Here is a 24,155-nt window from a genome sequence, read left to right on the forward strand (position 1 = left end):
CCGTGAGGGGTGTCGCCTTTTTTTGAATGCCTTCATCGATAAAGGCTCAATCGCCAATCGATCTAAAGAACTGTCAACTCTGACAGTAGTTGCCTGTTTCATTTCTGCGCATCCTCAGCTGCACGTACGCAAAATCGTGGCTGTATAACCGAGGCGCAAATGACATCCCCTACCCGAAATACCACTGGCTGGATCGAGGCACTGGCCGAAGGTGAAATCAAGCTGCACCAGTTGCCCAAGGCTTTTTCCCGCGACGAAGCGGCCTACATTCGTCGCGAGGCTTTGCAACGTATCAGCGGAATGTCGCTGCACGCGATCGGCAGTTACACCTTCGATGCGAAATCGGCCAAATGCGAGAACTTCATCGGTGCCATTCAGGTTCCGGTGGGTGTGGTCGGGCCAGTGCTGATCAATGGTCAAGCGCTCACCGCCAGTGAACAGGTATTCGCACCGTTGGCCACCACGGAAGGCGCATTGATCGCCAGTGTCTCCCGCGGTTGCAGCGCACTGCTTGCTGCGGGCGGTGCGGTGGTTCGCGTCGAAGATATCGGCATCACCCGGGCACCGGTGTTCTGCTCCAGCGGCATCGTGCAAACCCAGGAATTCCTGGCCTGGATCGGCAGCCACTACCAAGACATCAAACAACTGTGCGACCAGGACAGCGCTCATCTGCGCTTGCAAGCCATCGAGCCCGCCGTGGTTGGCAGTTCAATCTACCTGCGTTTTCGATTTCACAGCGCCGATGCCATGGGCATGAACATGGCGAGCATCGCCTGCGATCGTGCGGTCACTCAACTGATCAGCCCTGCGACGGGCGTGCGATGCATCAGTGTTTCCGGCAACTACTGCATCGATAAAAAGCCGGCAGCCGTCAATTTCCTCAACGGTCGCGGCAAGCGCATTTATGCCGAAGCACACCTGAGCGCCGATATCCTGCGCGACATTCTGAAAACCGACGCACCTGCACTGTGTGAGCTTCAATACCGAAAAAACCTGCTGGGCTCGGCCATGGCCGGCGCGATCGGTTGCAATGCCCACCACGCCAACATACTTGCCGCGTTTTTCATGGCTACCGGCCAAGATGTAGCCCAGGTCGCCGAAAGCGCCATCGGTATCACCTGTATCGAACCCCGCGAGCATGGCGCCGTCTACGCCTCGATCCTGTTGCCCGACACACCGTTGGGCACCGTCGGCGGCGGTACCGGCCTTGGCACGCAATCGGAAGCCCTGGCGTTGATGGGCATTGTGCCCGGCGAGCAAAAGCCCGGGGCGGATGTACAGCGCCTGGCGGAAATACTCGGTGCCCTGGTACTGGCGGGTGAGCTGTCGATCATGGCCGCGCAGGCGTCTCATCATCTGGTCGATGCCCATGTGAAACTGGGACGTTGAAGGATGATTGCCATTCAAGCCAGCGCCCCGGGCAAAATCATTCTGATGGGTGAGCACGCCGCACTGCATGGCTGCCCGGTGATCGCCAGCGCCGTGGGGCTGTATTGTAATGTCAGGGTACATCCGCGTCGCGACGGACAGATCGAAGTGAAATTACCCGACCTGTCGATCCAGCGGATTTACGACCCTCTGCAACTGGCCGATTACACCCTGCAAGTGCGCCAGGCGTGGAAACACTATATGAGCGATCCGACATCCCGGACCTTTGCTCAGGTCAAAGGCCTTGACCCTGATCACCTGGTCAAATGCTCCATTGGAGAAATCCTGCTCAGGTTGGCACCGCAGGACTGGCGCGGCTTTTCCCTGCGGGTTCGATCACAGATTCCTGCCGATGCCGGGTTCGGCAGCTCCGGCGCTTTGGCGGTTACGCTGGTAGCGGCACTGCTGCGGCTCTTCAGGCTGCCAGCGATGGACAACCCAGTGCAATTCCTGGCGCAGACCATTGAGCGCTTTGTCCACGGCCAGCCTTCCGGCATCGACCACAACACCAGCCTGCATGGCTCGGTGGTCGAGCGGCGATCAGACGGGGAAGGTGGTTTCAGCCTGACTCCACGGTCCGTCGAAAGCCTGAGCGTACTGCGCGGATTGCAGATCTATCACACCGGCGCCGCCCGCGAGAGTACCGGGCAAGTGATCGCCGCCACCCGACACAGGCTGGCAGGCAAGGGCAATCCACTGCTGGCCAGCATGTGTCGCAACACTGAACGCTTTTGCTCACTGTTGCAGCAAACGCGTCCGATGCCTGAAGCACTCAAGGCCGTGTTGCGCGACTATGAGGCCGATCTGGAAAAGCTCGGTGTCGTGCCAGCCGCCGTCGCCGAGGTGATTCGCGCCATCGAAAGGGCCGGCGGCGCGGCAAAGATCTGTGGCGCCGGCGCGCTTTGCGGGGAGAGCGCCGGTGCGCTGCTGGTGGTGGGTGCCCCGGCGCTGCCGGAACTGGCGCGCTACCGCAGGATTGATGCAGCACTGGGGGTGAGCGGCCTGGAGATCACTGAGCAATGAACCGAATCACCGTCTCATCCCCCAGTAATATTGCATTGATCAAGTATTGGGGCATGCGCGATGAACAACTGACGCTCCCCAACAACATTTCGCTGTCCATGACCCTGAGTCAGTGCGTCAGCCTTTGCACGCTGGCGCCGCTGCACAGCGGCACACCCGATGAGATCCTGTGGAGGACCCGCGAGGGTACGCTGGTGCCCGCCAACGCCTCGTTGCGCTTCGGTATCGAGTATCACCTCGGGCAATTGCGCCAGCACTTCGATCACTGGCAACCCCTGCGGATCGCTACCAGCAACAGCTTCCCCACCGGCGCCGGCATCGCTTCGTCGGCGTCAGGCTTCAGTGCCCTGGCCATGGCCTTTGCCTTGCAATGCGATCAGGACTGCGACGCCGCTCGCATCAGTGAACTGGCACGCTTGTCCGGCTCAGGCTCGGCGACACGGTCGGCGTTCGGCGGATTTGTCCAGTGGCCCGGCGATGCCCGCCAGCTGGCAGGGCCGGCACAACCATTCGCCCCGGCGCAGCACTGGCCGCTGTGTGACCTGATTGCCGTGGTCGACGCCAGGCACAAGAAAGTCAGCTCCCGCCAGGGTCACCATTTGGCCGCCAGCAGCCCTTTTTACCGAACCCGTCTTGATCTGTTGCCAGACCGCCTGAACACCGTGCGCCAAGCCATCCTCAACCGTGACTTCACTGCATTGGCCAACGCCGTGGAGTGCGAAGCCGTTGAAATGCACATGATCGCCATGACCTCCCAACCGCCGGTTTTCTATTGGCAACCGACAACGCTGGCGCTGCTTGAGCGGGTTCGTCAACTGCGCGGCGAAGGGCTGCAGGTGTGTACCACGATGGATGCAGGCCCCAATGTGCATGTGATCTGCACCGCACAGCACCGGTCGCAGGTTTTTGCCGCATTGCGATCGCTCCCCGGCGTCGTTCGATGGATTTTCGATCAGGCGGGCGACGGGCCCCGGCGGCTGGAACATCATCTGTTTTAAGTGACCACCGGGACTGCCCCAACCAAAGTACCCAGCTAACCTGTCTATCTACTGAACATACCCCCGAATGATTCAGTAACCCCCCAAGCATCATTGAAACCACCGCCAACCTGCCCCATCTAAGACCCATACCCATTGCGCAGGTGCCCCCATGAGCGACCAGCAAGAATTCCCCGAAGACTCCAGCGAGTACGCCGATCCGGAAAACGCCCCGCATCACTCCACCGGCAAAGGCCTGGCCCTGCCCGGCCAGAACCTGCCGGACAAGGTCTACATCATCCCGATCCACAATCGACCGTTCTTCCCGGCCCAGGTGCTTCCGGTCATCGTCAATGAAGAACCCTGGGCGGAAACCCTCGACCTGGTCAGCAAATCCGAGCACCACTCCCTGGCTCTGTTCTATATGGACACGCCCCAGGACAATCCGCGCCACTTCGACACCTCGGCCCTGCCGCTGTACGGCACCCTGGTCAAGGTGCACCACGCCAGCCGTGAAAACGGCAAACTGCAATTCGTCGCCCAGGGCCTGACCCGCGTCCGGCTCAAGACCTGGCTCAAGCACCATCGCCCGCCGTATCTGGTGGAAGTCGAATACCCGCACCAGCCCACCGAGCCGACCGATGAGGTCAAGGCTTATGGCATGGCACTGATCAATGCGATCAAGGAACTGCTGCCGCTCAACCCGCTGTACAGCGAAGAGCTGAAGAATTACCTCAACCGCTTCAGCCCCAACGATCCGTCGCCGCTGACCGACTTCGCCGCCGCGCTGACCTCGGCCACCGGCAGCGAACTGCAGGAAATACTCGACTGCGTGCCGATGCTCAAGCGCATGGAAAAAGTCCTGCCGATGCTGCGCAAGGAAGTCGAAGTCGCGCGCCTGCAGAAGGAAATCTCCGCCGAAGTGAACCGCAAGATCGGCGAGCACCAGCGCGAGTTTTTCCTCAAGGAACAACTCAAGGTCATCCAGCAGGAGCTGGGGCTGACCAAGGACGACCGCAGTGCCGATCTGGAACAATTTGAGCAGCGGCTGGCCGGCAAGGTATTGTCGTCTCAGGCGCAGAAGCGCATCGAGGAAGAGATGAACAAGCTGTCAATCCTCGAGACCGGCTCGCCGGAGTATGCGGTGACCCGCAACTACCTCGACTGGGCAACCTCGGTGCCGTGGGGCGTGTACGGCGAGGACAAACTCGACCTCAAACACGCGCGCAAGGTGCTGGATAAACACCACGCAGGCCTCGACGACATCAAGGATCGCATCCTCGAATTCCTCGCGGTCGGTGCCTATAAAGGCGAGATCAGCGGTTCCATCGTGTTGCTGGTCGGCCCGCCGGGCGTGGGCAAGACCAGCGTCGGCAAATCCATCGCCGAATCCCTGGGCCGGCCGTTCTACCGCTTCAGCCTCGGCGGCATGCGCGACGAAGCCGAGATCAAGGGCCACCGCCGCACCTACATCGGCGCGCAGCCGGGCAAACTCGTTCAAGCGTTGAAAGACGTCGAAGTAATGAACCCGGTGATCATGCTCGACGAAATCGACAAGATGGGTCAGAGCTACCAGGGCGACCCGGCCTCGGCGCTGCTGGAAACCCTGGACCCGGAGCAGAACGTCGAATTCCTCGACCACTACCTCGATCTGCGCATGGACCTGTCGAAAGTGCTGTTCGTCTGCACCGCCAACACCCTGGACTCCATTCCCGGCCCACTGCTTGACCGCATGGAAGTGATTCGGCTGTCGGGTTACATCACCGAAGAAAAAGTCGCTATCGCCAAGCGTCACCTGTGGCCCAAGCTGCTGGAAAAGGCCGGTGTGTCCAAGGGCAGCCTGAGCATCAGCGACAACGCGTTGAAGGCCTTGATCGACGGTTACGCCCGTGAGGCCGGCGTGCGGCAGCTGGAAAAACAGCTGGGCAAACTGGTGCGCAAAGCCGTGATGAAACTGATCGATGAGCCGAACGCGGTGATCAAACTCGGTCCGAAAGACCTGGAAGCCTCCCTCGGCCATCCGGTATTTCGCAACGAACAGGTCCTGTCGGGCACTGGCGTCATCACCGGGCTGGCCTGGACCAGCATGGGTGGCGCGACCTTGCCGATCGAAGCGACGCGGATTCATACCCTCAACCGAGGCTTCAAACTCACCGGGCAATTGGGTGATGTGATGAAAGAGTCTGCGGAAATCGCCTACAGCTACGTCAGCTCCAATCTGAAGTCGTTCGGCGGCGATCCAAAGTTCTTCGACGAAGCCTTCGTGCACTTGCACGTACCGGAAGGCGCGACACCAAAAGACGGCCCAAGCGCCGGCGTGACCATGGCCAGCGCCCTGCTCTCGCTCGCCCGCAACCAGCTACCGAAAAAAGGCGTGGCCATGACCGGCGAACTGACCTTGACCGGACATGTACTGCCGATCGGCGGCGTGCGCGAAAAGGTCATCGCGGCGCGGCGGCAGAAGATTTTCGAACTGATCTTGCCGGAGGCGAATCGCGGTAACTTTGAAGAACTGCCGGATTACTTGAAGGAAGGCATAACCGTGCATTTCGCCAAGCGGTTTGCGGATGTGGCGAAGGTGTTGTTTTGACAGGTTTGTAGTGCCTGCACTGCCGCCATCGCGGGCAAGCCAGCTCCCACAGGAATTGAGTCGACCACAAAATTTGTGTGCAACATCGATCCCTGTGGGAGCGGGCTTGCCCGCGAAAGCGTCAGCCCTTTTAACGCAATCCTGATAGCTGTCACATTTTGTCTCATCTCGGTTATGCTCGCCGTTCGTCGTGAACGCCGGAGCCACAGACCCTATGTCCCCCACCCGCCTGTTTGTCCCTATCGCCCTCGTGCTGCTGGCCGCCTGCGCCACGCAACCGAAGCACAACGTGACCGTGGAAAAACAAAGCGAATGCCCGGTGAAGCTCACCAGCGGGCAAAACCTGATCCTGACCCTGCCGAGCAACCCGAGTACGGGCTACCGCTGGGCCATTCAGGATTCGGCGGGGGGTGTATTACGCGCATTGGGGCCTGAGGTTTATCGAAATCCGGAAGATGCCGGTGTTGTCGGCGCTGCCGGCGTCTCGACCTGGCGCTTTCAAGCCTTTGCACCCGGCACCGCACGCTTGCGCCTGACCTCGCAACAGCCCTGGGCACCGGAAGTGCTGCCGGTGGAATCCTTCGACTGCGCGATTTCGGTTAACTGACCATGGGTTGGCTGATTCTGGCGCTGATGGGCGCGGTGACGTTTCTCTACGGCCTGAGCGTACACGCCTCGCTGCTGTGTCTGTTGGTGAAACCGTTGCCGGTGCTGGCCTTGCTCGGCTGGCTGCACGACGCGCCGCCCAGCGACTATCGGCGCTGGATCAGTCTCGGTTTGATCTTCTCCCTGATCGGCGATGTGTTGCTGGCGTGGCCGGGGGATTTGTTTGTGTTTGGCCTGGGTGCGTTCCTGGTCGCCCACCTCGCCTATTTGAAGGCGTACTTGAGCGACTGCCGCCGGTTGGCGCTGTTGCCGCTGATCATCGCCCTGGGAGTCGGTGCCGTTCTGCTGGGGATTCTGATTGCCCACGGATTGGGGCCGTTGCTCATCCCGGTGATCGTCTACGGCGTGGCCATCAGCGCCATGCTGTGGCGCGCTTTGGCCCGCCTCGGCAGCGACGTGCCCAAACGTTCGGCGCTGCTCGCAGCGGCAGGTGCCGTGGCGTTTGTGTTCTCGGACAGCGTGATTGGCATCAGTCGTTTTGTGATGCCATTCGATGCGGCGTCCTATGTGATCATCCTCAGTTACTGGTTGGGGCAATGGGGCATCACCGCCTCTGCCTTTGAATCAAAACCGCGCTGAACTCTTCGCGAGCAGGCTCGCTCCCACAGCTACAGCGCAGTCCATGTGGGAGCGAGCCTGCTCGCGAAAGCGGTTTATCAGACAACCCGCGCATCCCCCCGCCAACTTGGCTAAAATGCCGGCCTTTTCATCGACACCGCCGGAACCGCCGTGAGCAAAGAATCCGATCGCCTTTTCGCCCAGCCTTTGGCCCAGGTGCCTGACTTCGCCTTCAACGAGGACGTGGTGCGGGTGTTCCCGGACATGATCAAGCGCTCGGTGCCAGGTTATCCGACCATAGTGGAAAACCTCGGCGTGCTCGCCGCGCAGTTCGCCCAGCCCAACAGTGTGCTCTACGACCTCGGCGCGTCCCTGGGCGCGGTGACCCAGGCCCTGCGTCGACATGTGCGCACCGACGGTTGCCGGGTGATCGCGGTGGATAACTCCGCAGCCATGGTCGAACGCTGCCGCGAGTACCTCAACGGCCAGGATTCGATGTTCCAGGAGTTGCTGCCGGTCGAGGTGATCGAAGGTGACATCCTCGCCCTGCAATTCCAGCCTGCCTCCGTGGTGGCGCTGAACTTCACCCTGCAGTTCATTGCCCCGGATCAGCGCACCGGGTTGCTATCGCGCATCCGTCAGTCGTTGTTGCCCGGCGGCGCGTTGATTCTCTCGGAAAAACTGCGTTTTGAAGACGAACAGGAACACGCGCTGCTGACCGACCTGCACATCGCCTTCAAACGCGCCAACGGCTACAGCGAACTGGAAATCGCCCAGAAGCGCAGCGCCATCGAAAACGTCATGAAGCCCGACAGCCTCGAAGAACACCGCGAACGCCTGCTGGCCGCCGGGTTCTCGAAAGTCGTGCCGTGGTTCCAGTGTCTTAACTTTGCCTCGTTGATTGCCTTGCCATGATTGATCTGTCCCCCCTCGCCCGCCGTCTGGCCGGCACACCGCTGGCCGAATGGGCCAACACCCTGCAAGCGCAACTCGACAAGAAAATGGAAAAGGGTCACGGCGACCTGGAGCGCTGGCAAAGCGCGCTGGATGCCTTGCCGAAGATCCAGCCCAGCGAAGTCGACCTGCTCAACGGCCTGAAGCTGGATACCGATTGCGACGATGAGACCCGCGCACAAATGCGCACCGCGCTGATGGGCCTGTCGCCCTGGCGCAAGGGGCCGTTCGACCTGTTCGGCGTGCACGTCGACACCGAATGGCGCTCGGACTGGAAATGGTCGCGGGTCGCGCCGCACCTGGATCTGAAAGGCAAACGCATTCTCGATGTCGGCTGCGGCAACGGCTACTACATGTGGCGCATGCTCGGCGCCGGCGCGGACAGCGTGATCGGCGTCGATCCGAACTGGCTGTTCTTCTGCCAGTTCCAGGCGGTACAGCGTTACTTGTCCGAGCCGAATGCCTGGCACTTGCCGTTCCCCTTTGAAGACCTGCCGCCGAATCTCGAAGGCTTCGACACGGTGTTCTCGATGGGTGTGTTCTACCACCGTCGCTCGCCGATCGAACACTTGCTGGCGCTGAAGGATTGTCTGGTCAAGGGCGGCGAACTGGTACTCGAAACCCTGGTGGTCGAAGGCGACAAACATCAGGTGCTGGTGCCGGAAGATCGTTATGCACAGATGCGTAACGTATGGTTCCTGCCCTCGGTGCCGGCACTGGAATTGTGGCTGCGCCGTGCCGGGTTCACCGATGTGAAATGCGTGGATGTGAGCGTGACCACGGTCGAGGAACAGCGCGGGACGGAGTGGATGAAGTATCAGTCGTTGAGTGATTTCCTCGATCCGGAAGATCACAGCAAGACCATCGAAGGGCTGCCGGCGCCGATGCGGGCGGTCATCGTCGCTCGCAAGTAACCACCTTTCATTCAGACACTAGATAAACCTGCGGGAGCGGGCTTGCCCGCGATGGCGTCGGCAAATCAAACATTGATGTTGATTGATCCACCGCTATCGCGGGCAAGCCCGCTCCCACAGGTACTGGTGTTTATTCTGAAGTTTTGGTCCGTCGGGCCTTGAAGAACTCGCTCAAGACAGCACCGCACTCCTCCGCCAATACCCCGCCCTCATACAACACCCGGTGATTCAAGAAGCCCTGGGTAAAAAACTGTCCCTGGCTCTGCACAATCCCGGCCTTGGGTTCCAGCGCGCCATACACCACCCGCGCAATCCGCGAATGCACGATCAGCCCGGCGCACATGCTGCAGGGTTCCAGCGTCACGTACAGCGTGCTGCCCGTCAGACGGTAATTGCTCACGGCCTGGGCGGCGGCGCGGATCGCGACCATCTCGGCGTGGGCGCTGGGATCGTTGCCGCTGATTGGGCAATTGAAGCCGCGACCGATGATTTCGCCGTCCTGCACCAGCACCGCACCCACCGGCACTTCGCCAAGGGCGGCACCTTGCGCGGCCAGGGCCAGGGCTTCGCGCATGAAGTCGCGGTCACGGCTGCGGTCGATGATTGCTGCGGGTCGAATCTGACGCATCAGGCCACCTCGATCGCGGCCATCAGGCCGGTTTCCATATGGTCGATCACATGGCAGTGGAACATCCACACACCGGGGTTATCCGCCACCAGCGCTACTTGCGCGCGCTCGTTCTTGCCCAGCAGATAGGTGTCGGTGAAATACGGAATGACCTTGTGCCGGTTCGAAGCGATGACCTTGAAGCTCATGCCGTGCAAGTGAATCGGGTGTTGATACTGAGTCATGTTTTTCAATTCGAAAATGTAGCTTTTGCCCTTCTCAAGCTTGGCAATCGGGCGGTCGGCGCAGGTCTTGTCGGTGATGTCCCAGGCCTGGCCGTTGATCTGCCACAAGCTCGGCGGCCTGCCATTGTCGACGTTGACCGACACCGAGCCCACCCACTCGAAATTGAAGTTGAGTTTCTCGGCATTGGCCAGGTCCGGCTCGGCCACCGGATTGGCCGGCATTGCGGGTGGCCACTCGGTTGGCGTGTCGGCATTGGCCACTGAACGCAACGTGCCCAGGCGCACCGGGCCGTTGCGCAGGGACAATTCTTCACCGGCTGGCGGTGCCTTGATCGCCAGGCAGATACGCATGCCAGGGCCCAGCCAGTATTCCTTGCCCAGTGGCCGAGGCTCGATGGGATTGCCATCCAGCGCATAGATCTGCGCTTCAACGCCAGGAATGTTGAGGCGGTAGGTCAGTGTGTTGTCGAGATTGAGCAGGCGCACCCGGGTGATTTGCCCGGCAGGCAATTCGATCACCGGTTGCGGGATGCCATTGATGGTCGATAGGCGTCCCGCCGTGCCGCCACGGGCCGCTTCGCGAGGAATGCTGAAATCGACGAAAGCCCCCTGCTCATCGACATGCCAGTTCTTCAGGCTCAGGGTTTTTTCGTACAGGAAACCGGTCGGCTCGCGTTCTTCGACGATCAATGGCCCCACCAGCCCACGGCCGAGTTCTTCACTGCTGCTCACGTGGGGGTGATACCAGTAGCTGCCGGCATCCGGCACACGGAACTTGTAGTCGAAATATTCACCGGGCAGCACCGGTAACTGCGACACGTAAGGCACGCCGTCCATTTCCAGCGGCAGGCGAATGCCGTGCCAGTGGATGGTAGTCGCCACCGGCAGGTGGTTGATGAAGCGCACCCGCAACCATTCACCCTGGCGCACCCGCAACTCGGTCCCCGGTGCCGACGGGCCGAACGCCCAGGCAGGGGTCTTGTGCCCGGCCACCAGTTCGACGTCCAACGGCGCGGCAATCAGTTCATAGTCGTGGCCCGCCTCGGCATCGGCCCTCTTGCCCAGCCAGTAACGCGACGCGCCTCCCGCTCCGATACCAACGACAACTAGACCGGCCAGGCCACCGAGGATTTGGCGACGGGTAAAGGACATGAACTCAACTACCTCACGTTTCAGCGACAGGCCGGGGCCTGGAAAAGGCGAATACGATACACCTGCGATTGCGAAACAGTAAGGGCGGCGCGGCGGATGGACGCAGGCTGGAGCGAAGTGGTGCGGTACATATGTAGCGCACCGACCTTGGGCAATCGGGCCATCCTCGTCGTCCCTCACTCAAGGAACAGAGCGAATGACCCCGACACAGACCCGCCCACTGCCCAACGCAGCCGACAAGGCTGCCCTCAAAAACATCGCCGCGCAGGTGATCACGGCTTGTCCGAGCCTGCAGGACTGCGCACATGAGGTCGCCGCGCAATTACTTGAAAAATACGGAGTCGCCGGCCTCGACCCCGATAAAGTCTATTTTCACCGTTTCAAGACCGCTCAGAATCTGGGGCCGTCGTTCACCGGTTGGCAGCATTATGACGAGACGCCCTATGAATCCCTGACCCTGACGCAGCTAGTCATTCACCGCTTTCGCGCGACCGATCAGGACAATGCCGATCTTCTGGACTTGTACGGCGGCTTCTATACCGCAAGGCCGGACGAAAGAAACTTCGATGCAACCAATGAAGTACGCTTGCATGGCAACGACGTCTTGAAGGACTTCTGGACCATTAACTTCAGTGACTTTTACCGCAACAAACTCCATGGGTTCTGGAATGACTACTCCGGTGAATTCCGCACCTTGGCCAAATGCAACTTTCTCGGCAAAGCCATTGAAGCGCGAGAAAATGGCCATCTGACCGACGAGGATTTTCAAACCGCCCTCAATGCCGTCATCGGCCCGCTGACCTGGCCGGTCAGCCTGGCCATGCTGCAATCCGAGTCGCCCGCAGGCCAGGGGTTGCAGGTGCAGACCCTGGATATGGACGGCCATGTAGCAACGAACATCCTGCGTATCGTTGACGCCAAAAGCCGTCAGATCCTGTACGTACCGGGTGATAACGAAGCGTTCCATGTGCTGGAAACCGCCACCGACATGCACTGGTGGATCTTGCAAAAGATGAACGAAAAAGCGCCACGCACGCAGTTCCTGGAGCATTTCCCGCTAGCTGATCGACAGCAGATCACCGAGAACATCACCGACCTGATGAATCGGCTGGTCAGCACCTGGGGCCATTGCGATCATCACCTGATCAACCAGAAAAATCAGGCGGTGACCGGGGATGCGTTCAGCTGGTTGCGGGACTCGACCCGCACAGCGATGTTCGCCGAGGCCGATCTGTCCTTGACCTCCAACGCTGATCTGCGAAAAAAACTGTGGATCGGCTACCTGAGTGCCGGCTTGAAGGTGTTCGGCCCGATGGCGGCCGTAGGCTGGCCGGTGGCGTTGCCGGTGATTGGTGCCAGCCTCGCCAACATGGGACTGAACATCGACCAGGCGGTTAACGCCAAGACCGCCGCCGAGCGCAAGGCGGGGGTTACCGGGGCAATCCTCAGCGGCATTGATGCGCTCTTCAACCTGCCGTTTTTGAAAGGCACCGGGGCACTGGCGGAAATCGGCGCGCCGTCGGAGGCCGCCGAGGCGGGTGAATTGGCCGAGTCGGGCACAGTACCGGAACTGGAGGTCGAAGAACCCAGTGAGATACTGCCGCCCTTGGAAGAACTGCCCCCTCTAACGTCAGAAACGGGACAGCTACCCGAGATCCCGCAAACCTATCAATCCAATGAACTACTGGACGGGCTGACACCGGAAACGGAAACAGGGAAATACCAAGGGATCTACAGACTGGATTCCGACCCGCCCTATGCCATTCTGATGAACGACACGGCTTATTACGTGCGTTACTTCACGGATTCCCAAGGCGGCGGTTTCTGGGCGATCGTCGATCCGGCGAAGCCCAACCAACTTATTCACTCATTGCCGGTGCGCCTGAATGACGAAGGCATCTGGGAACGGATGACCCGGTTGGGTCTCAAGGGTGGCGGCCAGTGTGTGGGCAAATCATGCACTGTGGAGCTGGAGCTTGACGTGCGCGAACCGGCGCCGATCGAACCGGAGCAACCTGCAGTTGAACCCGGCTCACCGTCCACCCCGCCGGTTACCGAACCTCAGCCCTCGACTTCGACCGATATCGGCCTTGTAAAGACGTCATACGATGTTGAAGCAGCGCGTCGGCTTGAACTGAAAAGGTGGGCCATGGGGTTACGCGAGACTCACATTCAAGTACAGATCGGTCCGAACGGTGGGCTTATCGCTCCCGATCGATATGCCCTGCACTTCGCCGAAAAGGCCAGGACGCTTTTGATTTCCGCCAGACGTTTCTACGAAAACCTCCCGTGGGCCAATCTGCCACCGCGCCCGGCAATTCCAGCCGTCGACGGATCAACGACCTTCCCGGATCTCATCGCACAGGCATTCGAATCCGCACCTGGACTGGTCATCAGTGAAACACCCGGGCGCATTACCAGCATGCGATTGATGATCGAAAATATGGCTGCCCTGGCACGACAAGGCGTCAAGACCCTCTATGTGCGCCGACTGCTCAGCGACTTTGCCCAGACCGACCTGAACGCCTACTTCAAGAACGGTGTCATGTCCGATGACCTGCAAAAGTATCTGACTCGCCTCGGCACCGATCCGTCAGGGCAGTTTAATGAACTGGAATTGGTGAAGACCGCTCGGCAAAACGGCATTCGTGTCCAGGCTACCGACTGCGCAGCGACCTATAGAAAACCCGTTTCATTGACACGGATTGAAGAGCAAATCAGTACCAATCACCTGACAGCCGACATCATGTTCCTTGATAAAACCATCAACGACACTGGCAAGTGGGTCGTGCTGACGGGCGTGGAAAACACAAATACCTTCAGGGGGTTAGCCGGCATCAGCGAATTGGAAGGCGGCGTCAGTTTACGCATCGAGGAAGTCAATCCCGGACAAGGCGAGCCTATTGCCGTAGATCCGGGCGTTGAGATCGAAAGGGGGCCTTCCATACAGGGCGATACAATGCGCGGGACCGTCGACACTCAATACGCCGATCTGCTTCTGCGCATGGAAGCTGCGCCCGTCAGCCGCACCGAGACGCAAATCCACAGACTGCTTTATCGCGCGGGCATGTATGTGTTCGAACGCTCCCAGGGAGCCTTCACCTTGTTTCACCGCAGTCAGAATGGTGAGCTGGTGCAAACAGCAGTACAGAGCTTCGCCGATGGACGCTACTACATCGATCGTCCATCGTGGGGGCCCGTCAATCGGGTTCCCTACGACAGCCTGCAAGAATTATCCAGCGCGCTGACTCAGATGGGCCTGAATCTTCAAAGCCGCCTTCCCGTCTGATCCGGCCTTACAAACCACGCAAAAAAAACCCTGGCCGAGGCCAGGGTTTTCTTATTGCTTCACTGCAACCTGTGTCGCGGGATCATTCCCACTCAATGGTCGCCGGCGGCTTGCTCGACACGTCGTAGGTGACGCGGGAGATGCCTTCGATTTCATTGATGATGCGGCCGCTGACGGTTTCCAGCAGCTCGTAAGGCAGGTGTGCCCAACGCGCGGTCATGAAGTCGATGGTTTCCACGGCACGCAGGGCCACGACCCAGGCGTAACGACGGCCATCGCCGACCACGCCCACCGATTTCACCGGCTGGAACACCACGAATGCCTGGCTGACCTTGTGGTACCAGTCGGCCTTGCGCAGTTCTTCGATGAAGATGTGGTCGGCGCGACGCAGCAGGTCGGCGTATTCCTTCTTCACTTCACCGAGGATGCGCACGCCCAGACCCGGGCCCGGGAACGGGTGGCGGTAGACCATGTCGTACGGCAGGCCCAGTTCCAGGCCCAGACGACGGACTTCGTCCTTGAACAGCTCGCGCAGCGGTTCAACCAGCTTGAGGTTCATTTCCTCAGGCAGGCCGCCCACGTTGTGGTGCGACTTGATCACGTGGGCCTTGCCGCTTTTCGCGCCAGCCGACTCGATCACGTCCGGGTAGATGGTGCCTTGGGCCAGGTACTTGATGTTGTCCAGCTTGCAGGATTCGGCATCGAACACGTCGATGAAGGTACGGCCGATGATCTTGCGCTTTTTCTCCGGGTCGGCTTCGCCGGCCAGGTTGTTGAGGAACTGGTCCTCGGCGTTGGCGCGGATCACCTTGACACCCATGTTCTCGGCGAACATGGCCATCACTTGCTCGCCTTCGTGCAGACGCAGCAGGCCGTTATCGACGAACACACACGTCAGCTGATCGCCGATGGCTTTGTGCAGCAGTGCGGCAACAACCGAGGAGTCGACACCGCCGGACAGGCCGAGCAGCACGTTGTCGGTGCCGACCTGGGCACGGACCTGGGCGATGGCGTCTTCGGCAATTTTCGACGGGGTCCACAACGCTTCGCAACCGCAGATGTCGAGGATAAAGCGCGACAGGATGCGACCACCCTGCTTGGTGTGGGTCACTTCCGGGTGGAACTGCACGCCGTAGTAGGCGCGCTCGTCGCTGAACATGCCGGCGATCGGGCAGCTCGGGGTGCTGGCCAGGATGTGGAAGTCTTCCGGCATCTTGGTGACCTTGTCACCGTGGCTCATCCACACATCAAGGCCGAACAGACCGTCAGCATCGATGTGGTCTTCGATGCCTTCGAGCAGACGGCTCTTGCCGACCACATCGACACGGGCATAACCGAACTCACGCAGTTCGGACCCTTCAACCTTGCCGCCCAATTGTTCGGCCATGGTCTGCATGCCGTAGCAGATACCGAAGACCGGTACGCCCAGGTCCCATACCGCTTGTGGCGCGCGCGGGCTGTCAGCCACGTGCACGGACTCGGGGCCGCCGGCGAGGATGATCCCCTTCGGTGCGAATTCGCGAATCGCTTCGTCATCCATGTCGAACGGGTGCAGTTCGCAGTACACACCGATTTCACGCACGCGGCGGGCAATCAGCTGGGTGTACTGGGAACCGAAGTCGAGGATCAGGATGCGGTGAGCGTGAATATCGAGGGCCATGATTCAGTCTCGTCTAAGTCATTCAGTAACAGTCGTGATTCAGAAACAACTCGGGGCTGAATAAAACAGCCCCGGTTGCTTAACGATTTGCTTGAAGGCTCAACCTACGCGGTAGTTTGGCGCTTCCTTGGTGATCTGCACGTCGTGGACGTGGGACTCGGCCATGCCGGCGCCGGTGATCCGCACGAACTCAGGCTTGGTGCGCATTTCTTCGATGTTGGCGCTACCGGTGTAGCCCATGGAAGAACGCAGGCCGCCCATCAGTTGATGGATGATGGCGCTCAGGGTGCCCTTGTACGGAACACGCCCTTCGATGCCTTCCGGAACCAGCTTCTCGGCGCCTGCAGAGGAGTCCTGGAAGTAACGGTCGGAGGAACCTTGAGCCTGGGACATGGCGCCCAGCGAACCCATGCCGCGGTAAGCCTTGTACGAACGGCCCTGGAACAGTTCGATCTCGCCAGGGGCCTCTTCGGTACCGGCGAACATCGAGCCCATCATCACACAGGAAGCACCGGCAACGATGGCCTTGGACAGGTCACCGGAGAAGCGGATGCCGCCGTCGGCGATCAACGGAACGCCGGTGCCTTCAAGGGCAGCGGCGACGTTGGCGATGGCACTGATTTGCGGGACGCCGACACCGGCGACGATACGGGTGGTGCAGATCGAGCCGGGGCCGATACCGACCTTGACGGCGTCAGCGCCGGCTTCGGCCAGGGCCTTGGCGGCGGCGCCGGTGGCGATGTTGCCGCCGATGACCTGCACTTCAGGGAAATTCTGTTTGACCCAGCGAACGCGGTCGATCACGCCTTTGGAGTGACCGTGGGCGGTGTCGACCACCACCACGTCAACGCCGGCATTGACCAGGGCGGCAACGCGGTCACCGGTGTCTTTACCGGTACCGACGGCAGCGCCAACGCGCAGACGACCTTGATCGTCCTTGCTGGCCAGTGGGTAGGCCTTGGCTTTTTCGATGTCGTTGACGGTCATCATGCCCTTGAGGGCGAACTTGTCGTCGACGATCAGGACGCGTTCGATGCGGTGCTTGTGCAGCAATTCGCGAACGTCGTTCTTGTCGGCGCCTTCCTTGACCGTGACCAGGCGCTCTTTAGGCGTCATCACTTCACGGACACTGGCGTCCAGACGGTTTTCGAAACGCACGTCACGGGAAGTGACGATGCCGACCAGGTCGCCATCGTGCAATACCGGAACGCCGGAAATGTTGTGCAGGCGGGTCAGTTCGAACAAGTCACGAACCGTGGCATCAGCCTCGATGGTGATCGGGTCCTTGACGACACCGGCTTCGAACTTCTTGACCTTGCGGACTTCGGCAGCTTGCTGCTCGATGGTCATGTTCTTGTGGATGATGCCGATGCCACCTTCCTGAGCCATGGCGATTGCCAGACGGGCTTCAGTGACGGTGTCCATTGCGGCGGAAACCAGTGGAATATTCAGCTCGATGCCACGGGTAAGGCGGGTTTTGAGACTGACTTCGTTAGGAAGCACCTCGGAATAACCGGGCACTAGGAGAATGTCGTCGAATGTCAGAGCTTCTTGGCTGATACGCAGCATCGCGGGGGCTCCCGAGCGGGAAAATGGAAGCGCGCCATTATAGTCAGACACCCCCTCGGGTTCAATGTAAAACTCTGTCTATTATCGACGCAGTGATCGACGGGTGTTTTTCTCCTACAGTTCGACTTTCACCCAACTGACAGGCTGATCCAGCCAATCGGCAAATTCGTCGAGAAATGCCTGCTTGAACCCCGCTTCGGCCCAATTGTTGAAGATGAAGCCCAAATTGGAGAAGCCGCATTCCTGCAGGAACAGAAAGCCGTTGATGTCATCTTCATGCCCGCATTCGGGACAGGTGAAGTTGTCGGTGCGCCCCGGCATCCAGTCTTCCAGGCTTTCAAACAGCGCTTCGCCGATTTCCTTGCGACACTCGGCACAACCCGCTTCGCCCAAAAAACCCTTGGCCGGCGTATAGATGCAGCGCTTGGTGATGATCTCCAGCCCATTGATCGGCTCGCCGAACGGCAGGGCTTCCGGGTGCAGGACCACATCGCGTGCGCCTTCACCGATGGCGTGGGCCATGCGATTGCCTGTGCGACCGCACGTTGTGAGCTCTTCCTTGATGATGTTTTTGCGGACCAGCCAACGCACGATCGCCCGCGCCCGGGGCTCATGCACCGGCAGCGTGGAGATTTTCGGGACGATGATGCTTTGCGAGTTCATGGGGTACAGGCCTGGAACATTGATGAGGGGACTTGAGCATCCACGAATTATAGGTCGCCCCGTAAACCCGAGGCGGATCGCTAAACCTGTGGGAGCGGGCTTGCCCGCGAAGAGGCCGGCAAATCCGGCATCTATTTCGGCTGACACACCGCCATCGCGGGCAAGCCCGCTCCCACAGGGAAACAGGCCGGCCCATGAAGGTTTTTACAGCTCGACAACCACCGCCTGCGACGCGCGGGTGGCCTTGGCGCGAGCAGTTTCGATCGACTCGTCGCGTGCCAGTGCCACCCCCATCCGGCGCTGGCCATTGACTTCAGGCTTGCCGAACAGACGCAGCGCGGTATCCGGCTCGCTCAATGCGGCGCCGAGATTGGCGAAAGCGGTCTGGGTCGACTGACCTTCCACCAGGATCACCGCCGAAGCCGAAGGCCCGAACTGGCGCACCACCGGGATCGGCAAGCCGAGGATCGCCCGTGCATGCAGGGCGAACTGTGACAAATCCTGGGAAATCATTGTGACCATGCCGGTGTCGTGCGGGCGCGGCGAGACTTCGCTGAACCACACCTGATCACCTTTGATGAACAGCTCGACGCCAAACAGACCGCGACCGCCCAGGGCCTCGGTCACGGCTTTAGCGACGCGCTCGGACTCAGCCAGGGCGATCGGGCTCATGGCTTGCGGCTGCCAGGATTCCTGGTAGTCGCCCTTCTCCTGACGGTGGCCGACCGGCGCGAGGAATGTGGTGCCGCCGACATGACGCACGGTCAACAGGGTGATTTCGTAGTCGAAATCGATGAAGCCTTCGATGATCACCCGACCTTTACCGGCACGGCCGCCTTCTTGCGCGTAATCCCAGGCCTTCTGCACGTCATCGACGCTGCGCAACAGGCTCTGGCCTTTGCCCGACGAACTCATGACCGGCTTGACCACGCATGGGAAACCGAGGTCTTCGACCGCTTTGCTGTAGTCCTCGAAGGTGTCGGCGAAGTGGTACGGCGAGGTCGGCAGGTCCAGCTCTTCGGCGGCCAGGCGACGGATGCCTTCGCGGTTCATGGTCAGTTGGGCGGCACGTGCGGTCGGGATCACGGTGAAGCCTTCGGCTTCCAGCTCCACCAGGGTCGAAGTGGCGATGGCTTCGATTTCCGGCACGATGAAGTGCGGCTTCTCGGCTTCGATCACCGCACGCAGGGCTGCACCATCGAGCATGTTGATCACGTGACTGCGGTGGGCAACCTGCATGGCCGGCGCATTGGCGTAACGGTCCACGGCAATCACTTCAACGCCCAGGCGTTGCAGCTCGATCACCACTTCCTTGCCCAACTCGCCACAACCACACATCAATACGCGGGTCGCTGTGGGCGACAATGGAGTTCCGATACGGGTCATCTGAAGGTCCTCAAGGAAGCGGATCATCGAGGAATGCAACGCCGGGCGCGCATCCCATGGGAGAAAACGCGGCATTTTACATGAACCGCGGGGTTTGGCTTCAGCCGACGACAACCTGTTTGCGCAGGCGCCAGGCCATGATCAGCCACACGGCGGTCACACCGGCGAACTTCGAGCCCAGTGCGGTGAGGATCACGCCAGGGGTCAGCGCATCGATCATGCCGAAGAAGATAAAAGTATCCAGAGGAATGCTCAGGGCCGAACTTATCCACAGGCGGTCGTGCAGCGGGCGTTTGGTGATGCTGAACACCAGCCAGTCAATGCACTCGGACACCGCGAACGCCGTAGCGCTGGCCAGGGCGATGGACGGATCGGACGTCACATAGGACAACACCAGCGCCGCCAGCATCGCCGCGATCGCGCCGTGGCCGAAGCGGGTTTGCACCATGTCGCGCAGCACGAACACCAGGCCGCCCCAGGCTGACCAGATGATGTCCAGGTCCGGGGCGGTGGAAAAGGCGTAGTTGATCAGCACGACGCTGCTGATGTAGGCGATGAGGAAGAGCATGAAGTGTGGGAGTACCTGTGAATTTGGCGTGCAGGGTACTGTAGGAGCGAGCTTGCTCGCGATAGTCGTTAACGATTACGCGGGTAATCTGGTTCCCCGAGGTGTTTTTGAGTCCATCGCGAGCGAGCTCGCTCCTACAGAAAAAAGCGCCTCAATTCTGCGATTTGGTCCCGATCATCCACACCAATCCACTGGATTTTGCCCGTTCATGACACAACTCCAGCACCTTGCGCCGCTCGGCATTGTCCATCCGGCTCCAGCGGGTGATTTCTTCCACTGTGCGCTGGCACCCGGTGCAGATGTCATCGTCGTCCAGCGCACAAATATTCACGCAGGGTGATAACACCGGACGTTCTGGCGTAGTCATTGTTCCTGCTCAGCCAAGTCGCGGGCATAACGCCGCGAGTTATGCACATAGTGGGCGGCGCTGGCTTCGAGCATTTTCTTCTGCGGCTCGGTCAGTTCGCGCACCACTTTGCCCGGCGAGCCCATGACCAGCGAACCGTCCGGAATCTCCTTGCCTTCGCCGATCAGCGAATTGGCGCCGATGATGCAGTTCTTGCCGATCTTCGCGCCGTTGAGAATCACTGCGTTGATACCGATCAGGCTGTAGTCGCCCACGGTGCAGCCATGCAGCATGGCGTTGTGGCCGATGGTCACGCCGGTGCCGATGGTCAGCGGGTAGCCCATGTCGGTGTGCATCACGGTGCCGTCCTGGACATTGCTGTTCTTGCCGATCAGGATCAACTCGTTATCGCCGCGCAGCACGGCGTTGAACCAGACGTTGGCGCCCTCTTCCAGCTTGACCTTGCCCACCAGCACGGCGTTGGGTGCGACCCAGCTGTCCGGGTGGGTCTCGACACGGGCGTCGCCCAAGCGGTATTTCATTGTGTTGTCCTCAAGGCGTCACGTGTTCAGGCCATTCGAATGATGGCTTCAGGTATTGATAAAGCTTTTTGGCGGTTGATGCAGGCTGATCTTGGCGTCATAGAGCAGGTTGATCAACTCGACGACCATGATCGCGGTCAGTCCCCAGATCTTGTACTCGCCATAGCGATAGCTCGGCACGTACCAACTGCGGCCCTGGTAATCGATGCGATGGGTGTGCTCGCGCGGGTCCTTGCGGAAGAACTCCAGCGGGACGCTGAACACCGCGGCGATTTCGGCATCGTTGGCCTGGTACTCGACGAAATCCGGAATTACGCCAACATAGGGCGTGACTTTGATGCCGTGCAGGGAGATCAGCGGACTCAGCGGACCGATCACTTCGACCAGTCCCGGCGGCAGGCCGATCTCTTCTTCGGCTTCGCGCAGGGCGGTGAAAATCAGGTCCGGGTCTTCGGGGTCACGCCGGCCACCGGGGAAGGCGACTTCGCCGCCATGGGTCGAGAGCCCGCTGGCACGCAACGTCAGCACCAGTTCCGGCTCGTCACTGCGGGTAATGGGCACCAATACGGCAGCCTCGGGGAAACGTCGGTCAGTCTCCAGCGCGCGCGGTGTATGGTTACTTACCCGATGCAGTAGCTCGTCCAGCATGAGTGTTCTCGATTTGTGCCTTACCTTGCATCATGCACCAATCGCTTCGGTCGCCCAACCCCCCGGATGGCGGCGTGTCGCGAAACGACAACTTGCCGACAGACACCGCCGCACGCCAAGATAGGCGCAGCATTCAGGAACCCAAGCATGAAATTTTGCAGTCAGTGCGGCAACCCGGTGACCCAACGCATTCCCGAAGGCGATTCACGCCTGCGTTTTGTCTGCGACAGTTGCCACACCATTCATTACCAGAACCCCAATATCGTCGCCGGCTGCCTGGCAACCTGGGGCACCAGGGTCCTGCTGTGCCGACGCGCCATCGAGCCTCGGCTGGGTTACTGGACCCTGCCCGCCGGTTTCATGGAAAACGGCGAAACCATCGAACAGGCGGCCATTCGTGAAACCGCCGAGGAAGCCTGCGCCCGGGTGCGCAACCTGAGTATCTATACGCTGATCGATGTGCCGCATATCAGCCAGGTGCACGTGTTCTTCCGCGCCGAACTGGCGGACCTGGACTTTGCCGCCGGTCCCGAGAGCCTCGAAGTGCAATTATTCGACGAAGCGGACATCCCTTGGGACGAGCTGGCTTTCCGCACAGTGGGCCGTACCTTAGAATGCTTCTTCGCTGACCGGCGGACCGAGGTCTACCCCGTACGGTCTGAATCGATCCCGCCGCTTGCTCAGCCTGCCAACTAAAAAACATCTATAAATAAATAGTCGCGACACCTCCTGGGGAATCGTTTCAATGCGCTGGTTGCTTGCCCTGTTCTGCTTGTCGTTCGTTTCGGTGTCCCAGGCGTCTGCCGTGGGATCCCTGGACGGCAAGGTCATTGAGAAAGTCCTGGTTCTCAAGTCTGCCCACCAATTGCAATTGATCAATGACGGCAAGCCGCTCAAGACCTATCGCATTTCCCTGGGCAAGCGCCCCATAGGGCCGAAACTGATGGAGGGCGATAAACGCACGCCGGAAGGTTTCTACTGGCTCGACTGGCGCAAGGTCAGCGACCGCTTCAACCTGGCCATGCACATCTCCTACCCGAACATCAGCGACTCCGCTCGCTCACGACGTGAAGGCGTCGATCCCGGCGGCATGATCATGATCCATGGCACCCCCGACACCGAAGACAACCCTGAAGACCTGTTCCACACGCTGGACTGGACCGACGGCTGCATCGCCATGCGCAACATGGACATGCGCGAAATCTGGAACCTGGTGCCGGACGGCACGATGATCGAAATCCGTCCGTAATCCCCCGAGCCTGCGAAGGCCACTGTGGAGAGGGGATTTATCCACTCTCCACAATTCATCGCGCCAGCTGTGATTTCTTCTGTTGACCGCTACCTTCGGTCGCCCTCCAAAAAAAAATTCAAAAAATCGCAGCCTTCGGCAGCGCCTACAGGGCAGATACCACTTCCATCCGTGGGCGCTGCCGAAGGCTGCGATCTTTGCGTTCAAAATCCTCACCTCTAATACCACTTAAAACCAACCCCTTCCCAAAACACCTGAACAGGCCGGTTTCTCTCTGTCTTAAGCCAGGACACTGCGTTGACATGGTATTCAAGTGGTATTAGTTTTCACCCAGCACCGAGCGACAACACTCCAATATCCGCATCGGAAACCGCACATGAACGACCTCCACGCCCTGCGCCCCGACGATACCCAGCCCACACCGTTGTACCTGCAACTGGCGCGCAACCTGGAAGCGGCGATCCATGCCGGCCAGTGGAAAGCCGAACAGGCAATGCCATCGGAACGCAACCTCAGCGAAATGCTGGGCATTTCCCGCGTCACCGCACGCAAGGCACTGGAAGTGTTGTTCGAACAGGGCTTGATCCGTCGCAACCAGGGTTCCGGCACGTTCATCACCCCACGCCTGGAACAACCGCTGTCGCGCCTGTCGGGCTTCAGCGAAATGTTGCGCCTCAAGGGTTTTGTTCCCGGTTCGCAATGGCTGGAGCGGGAAATCACCCTGCCGACCCACGAAGAGCTGATCCGTCTCGGCCTGTCGCCCAACGACAAGGTGGCACGCATGAAACGCCTGCGTAAGGCCGACGACACGGTGATGGCCATCGAGATGAGTACCCTGCCCGCCTCGATCATTCCCAAACCGCAGGCAGTGGGCGATTCCCTTTACGAATACCTCGACGGCATCGGCAAACCTGTCGTGCGCGCCTTGCAGCACATACAGGCCATCAACGCCTCGGACGAGTTCGCCGCGCTGGTAGGCATCGCCCCCGGCACCGCCATGTTGCTGATGACCCGGGTCGGCTACCTCGAAGACAACACGCCCATCGAAGTCACCGACACCTATTGCCGCAATGATTACTACGACTTTGTCGCAGAGCTCCGTCGATGATGAGCTTCGTCGA

Annotated in this window: 22 protein-coding genes; 12 read left to right on the forward strand and 10 right to left on the reverse strand. The window is 60.1% G+C overall.

The window, feature by feature from the left end; genetic code table 11:
- The first annotated feature begins 159 nt into the window (after positions 1-159).
- The 8 genes from FFS64_RS07105 (at position 160) to cmoB (ending at position 9,110) form a co-directional block, all read left to right on the forward strand.
- On the forward strand, positions 160-1,389 hold the full coding sequence (locus tag FFS64_RS07105; RefSeq protein ID WP_137804774.1) for a hydroxymethylglutaryl-CoA reductase: 1,230 nt from the start codon (positions 160-162) through the stop codon (positions 1,387-1,389).
- Positions 1,390-1,392: 3 nt separating this feature from the next.
- On the forward strand, positions 1,393-2,451 hold the full coding sequence (locus FFS64_RS07110) for a mevalonate kinase (RefSeq protein ID WP_137804775.1): 1,059 nt from the start codon (positions 1,393-1,395) through the stop codon (positions 2,449-2,451).
- Positions 2,448-3,449, forward strand: a complete 1,002-nt coding sequence (mvaD, locus tag FFS64_RS07115) for a diphosphomevalonate decarboxylase (protein ID WP_137804776.1) — start codon at positions 2,448-2,450, stop codon at positions 3,447-3,449. The genes FFS64_RS07110 and mvaD overlap by 4 nt, the downstream gene beginning before the upstream one ends.
- Before the next feature lie 151 nt (positions 3,450-3,600).
- Positions 3,601-6,018 (forward strand): endopeptidase La, encoded by a 2,418-nt coding sequence (lon, locus tag FFS64_RS07120; protein WP_137804777.1) that lies wholly within the window; start codon positions 3,601-3,603, stop codon positions 6,016-6,018.
- Between the two features lie 214 nt (positions 6,019-6,232).
- On the forward strand, positions 6,233-6,625 hold the full coding sequence (locus tag FFS64_RS07125) for a protease inhibitor I42 family protein (RefSeq protein WP_137804778.1): 393 nt from the start codon (positions 6,233-6,235) through the stop codon (positions 6,623-6,625).
- A 2-nt stretch (positions 6,626-6,627) separates the two neighbouring features.
- Entirely contained in the window at positions 6,628-7,263 is a 636-nt protein-coding gene (locus tag FFS64_RS07130; RefSeq protein ID WP_137804779.1) for a lysoplasmalogenase, read from the forward strand.
- Between the two features lie 150 nt (positions 7,264-7,413).
- Positions 7,414-8,157, forward strand: a complete 744-nt coding sequence (cmoA, locus tag FFS64_RS07135) for a carboxy-S-adenosyl-L-methionine synthase CmoA (protein ID WP_137804780.1) — start codon at positions 7,414-7,416, stop codon at positions 8,155-8,157.
- Positions 8,154-9,110, forward strand: a complete 957-nt coding sequence (gene cmoB, locus FFS64_RS07140; protein ID WP_137804781.1) for a tRNA 5-methoxyuridine(34)/uridine 5-oxyacetic acid(34) synthase CmoB — start codon at positions 8,154-8,156, stop codon at positions 9,108-9,110. The genes cmoA and cmoB overlap by 4 nt, the downstream gene beginning before the upstream one ends.
- A gap of 130 nt (positions 9,111-9,240) precedes the next feature.
- Here the strand turns inward: cmoB and tadA are convergent, their stop codons facing one another.
- On the reverse strand, positions 9,241-9,738 hold the full coding sequence (tadA, locus tag FFS64_RS07150) for a tRNA adenosine(34) deaminase TadA (RefSeq protein WP_137804782.1): 498 nt from the start codon (positions 9,736-9,738) through the stop codon (positions 9,241-9,243).
- The gene (locus tag FFS64_RS07155) at positions 9,738-11,114 is read right to left on the reverse strand and encodes a multicopper oxidase family protein (RefSeq protein WP_137804783.1); all 1,377 of its coding nucleotides are present in this window, start codon (positions 11,112-11,114) and stop codon (positions 9,738-9,740) included. The genes tadA and FFS64_RS07155 overlap by 1 nt, the downstream gene beginning before the upstream one ends.
- Positions 11,115-11,310: 196 nt before the next feature.
- On the opposite strand from FFS64_RS07155, the gene FFS64_RS07160 reads away from it, so the two are divergent.
- Entirely contained in the window at positions 11,311-14,403 is a 3,093-nt protein-coding gene (locus FFS64_RS07160) for a membrane-targeted effector domain-containing toxin (RefSeq protein WP_137804784.1), read from the forward strand.
- A gap of 82 nt (positions 14,404-14,485) precedes the next feature.
- On the opposite strand, the gene guaA is transcribed toward FFS64_RS07160, so the two are convergent.
- The 8 genes from guaA to FFS64_RS07200 all read right to left on the reverse strand — a co-directional run bounded on the left by guaA (position 14,486) and on the right by FFS64_RS07200 (position 21,785).
- Positions 14,486-16,063: a glutamine-hydrolyzing GMP synthase gene (gene guaA / locus FFS64_RS07165; protein WP_137804785.1), complete on the reverse strand. Its 1,578-nt coding sequence runs from the start codon at positions 16,061-16,063 to the stop codon at positions 14,486-14,488.
- A 99-nt stretch (positions 16,064-16,162) separates the two neighbouring features.
- On the reverse strand, positions 16,163-17,632 hold the full coding sequence (gene guaB, locus FFS64_RS07170; RefSeq protein WP_077047833.1) for an IMP dehydrogenase: 1,470 nt from the start codon (positions 17,630-17,632) through the stop codon (positions 16,163-16,165).
- Between the two features lie 114 nt (positions 17,633-17,746).
- Positions 17,747-18,295, reverse strand: coding sequence for a sugar ABC transporter ATPase (locus FFS64_RS07175; RefSeq protein ID WP_095193737.1), 549 nt, complete (start codon positions 18,293-18,295; stop codon positions 17,747-17,749).
- A 204-nt stretch (positions 18,296-18,499) separates the two neighbouring features.
- Positions 18,500-19,681, reverse strand: a complete 1,182-nt coding sequence (purT, locus tag FFS64_RS07180) for a formate-dependent phosphoribosylglycinamide formyltransferase (RefSeq protein WP_137804883.1) — start codon at positions 19,679-19,681, stop codon at positions 18,500-18,502.
- A 100-nt stretch (positions 19,682-19,781) separates the two neighbouring features.
- Positions 19,782-20,249 (reverse strand): VUT family protein, encoded by a 468-nt coding sequence (locus FFS64_RS07185; RefSeq protein WP_137804786.1) that lies wholly within the window; start codon positions 20,247-20,249, stop codon positions 19,782-19,784.
- Between the two features lie 151 nt (positions 20,250-20,400).
- Entirely contained in the window at positions 20,401-20,616 is a 216-nt protein-coding gene (locus tag FFS64_RS07190) for a DUF1289 domain-containing protein (protein ID WP_137804787.1), read from the reverse strand.
- Positions 20,613-21,137 (reverse strand): gamma carbonic anhydrase family protein, encoded by a 525-nt coding sequence (locus tag FFS64_RS07195; RefSeq protein ID WP_095193742.1) that lies wholly within the window; start codon positions 21,135-21,137, stop codon positions 20,613-20,615. The genes FFS64_RS07190 and FFS64_RS07195 overlap by 4 nt, the downstream gene beginning before the upstream one ends.
- Before the next feature lie 48 nt (positions 21,138-21,185).
- Positions 21,186-21,785, reverse strand: a complete 600-nt coding sequence (locus FFS64_RS07200) for a CoA pyrophosphatase (protein ID WP_137804788.1) — start codon at positions 21,783-21,785, stop codon at positions 21,186-21,188.
- Positions 21,786-21,932: 147 nt separating this feature from the next.
- Between FFS64_RS07200 and FFS64_RS07205 the strand changes: the two genes are divergently transcribed.
- From FFS64_RS07205 to FFS64_RS07215, 3 genes are all read left to right on the forward strand, one after another.
- On the forward strand, positions 21,933-22,481 hold the full coding sequence (locus tag FFS64_RS07205; RefSeq protein WP_137804789.1) for an NUDIX hydrolase: 549 nt from the start codon (positions 21,933-21,935) through the stop codon (positions 22,479-22,481).
- Positions 22,482-22,530: 49 nt separating this feature from the next.
- Positions 22,531-23,034: a murein L,D-transpeptidase family protein gene (locus tag FFS64_RS07210; RefSeq protein WP_137804790.1), complete on the forward strand. Its 504-nt coding sequence runs from the start codon at positions 22,531-22,533 to the stop codon at positions 23,032-23,034.
- Between the two features lie 376 nt (positions 23,035-23,410).
- The gene (locus FFS64_RS07215; protein ID WP_137804791.1) at positions 23,411-24,142 is read left to right on the forward strand and encodes a GntR family transcriptional regulator; all 732 of its coding nucleotides are present in this window, start codon (positions 23,411-23,413) and stop codon (positions 24,140-24,142) included.
- Positions 24,143-24,155 lie beyond the last annotated feature (13 nt).

It is taken from the genome of Pseudomonas sp. G(2018) (assembly GCF_005502415.1).
GTDB lineage: Bacteria > Pseudomonadota > Gammaproteobacteria > Pseudomonadales > Pseudomonadaceae > Aquipseudomonas.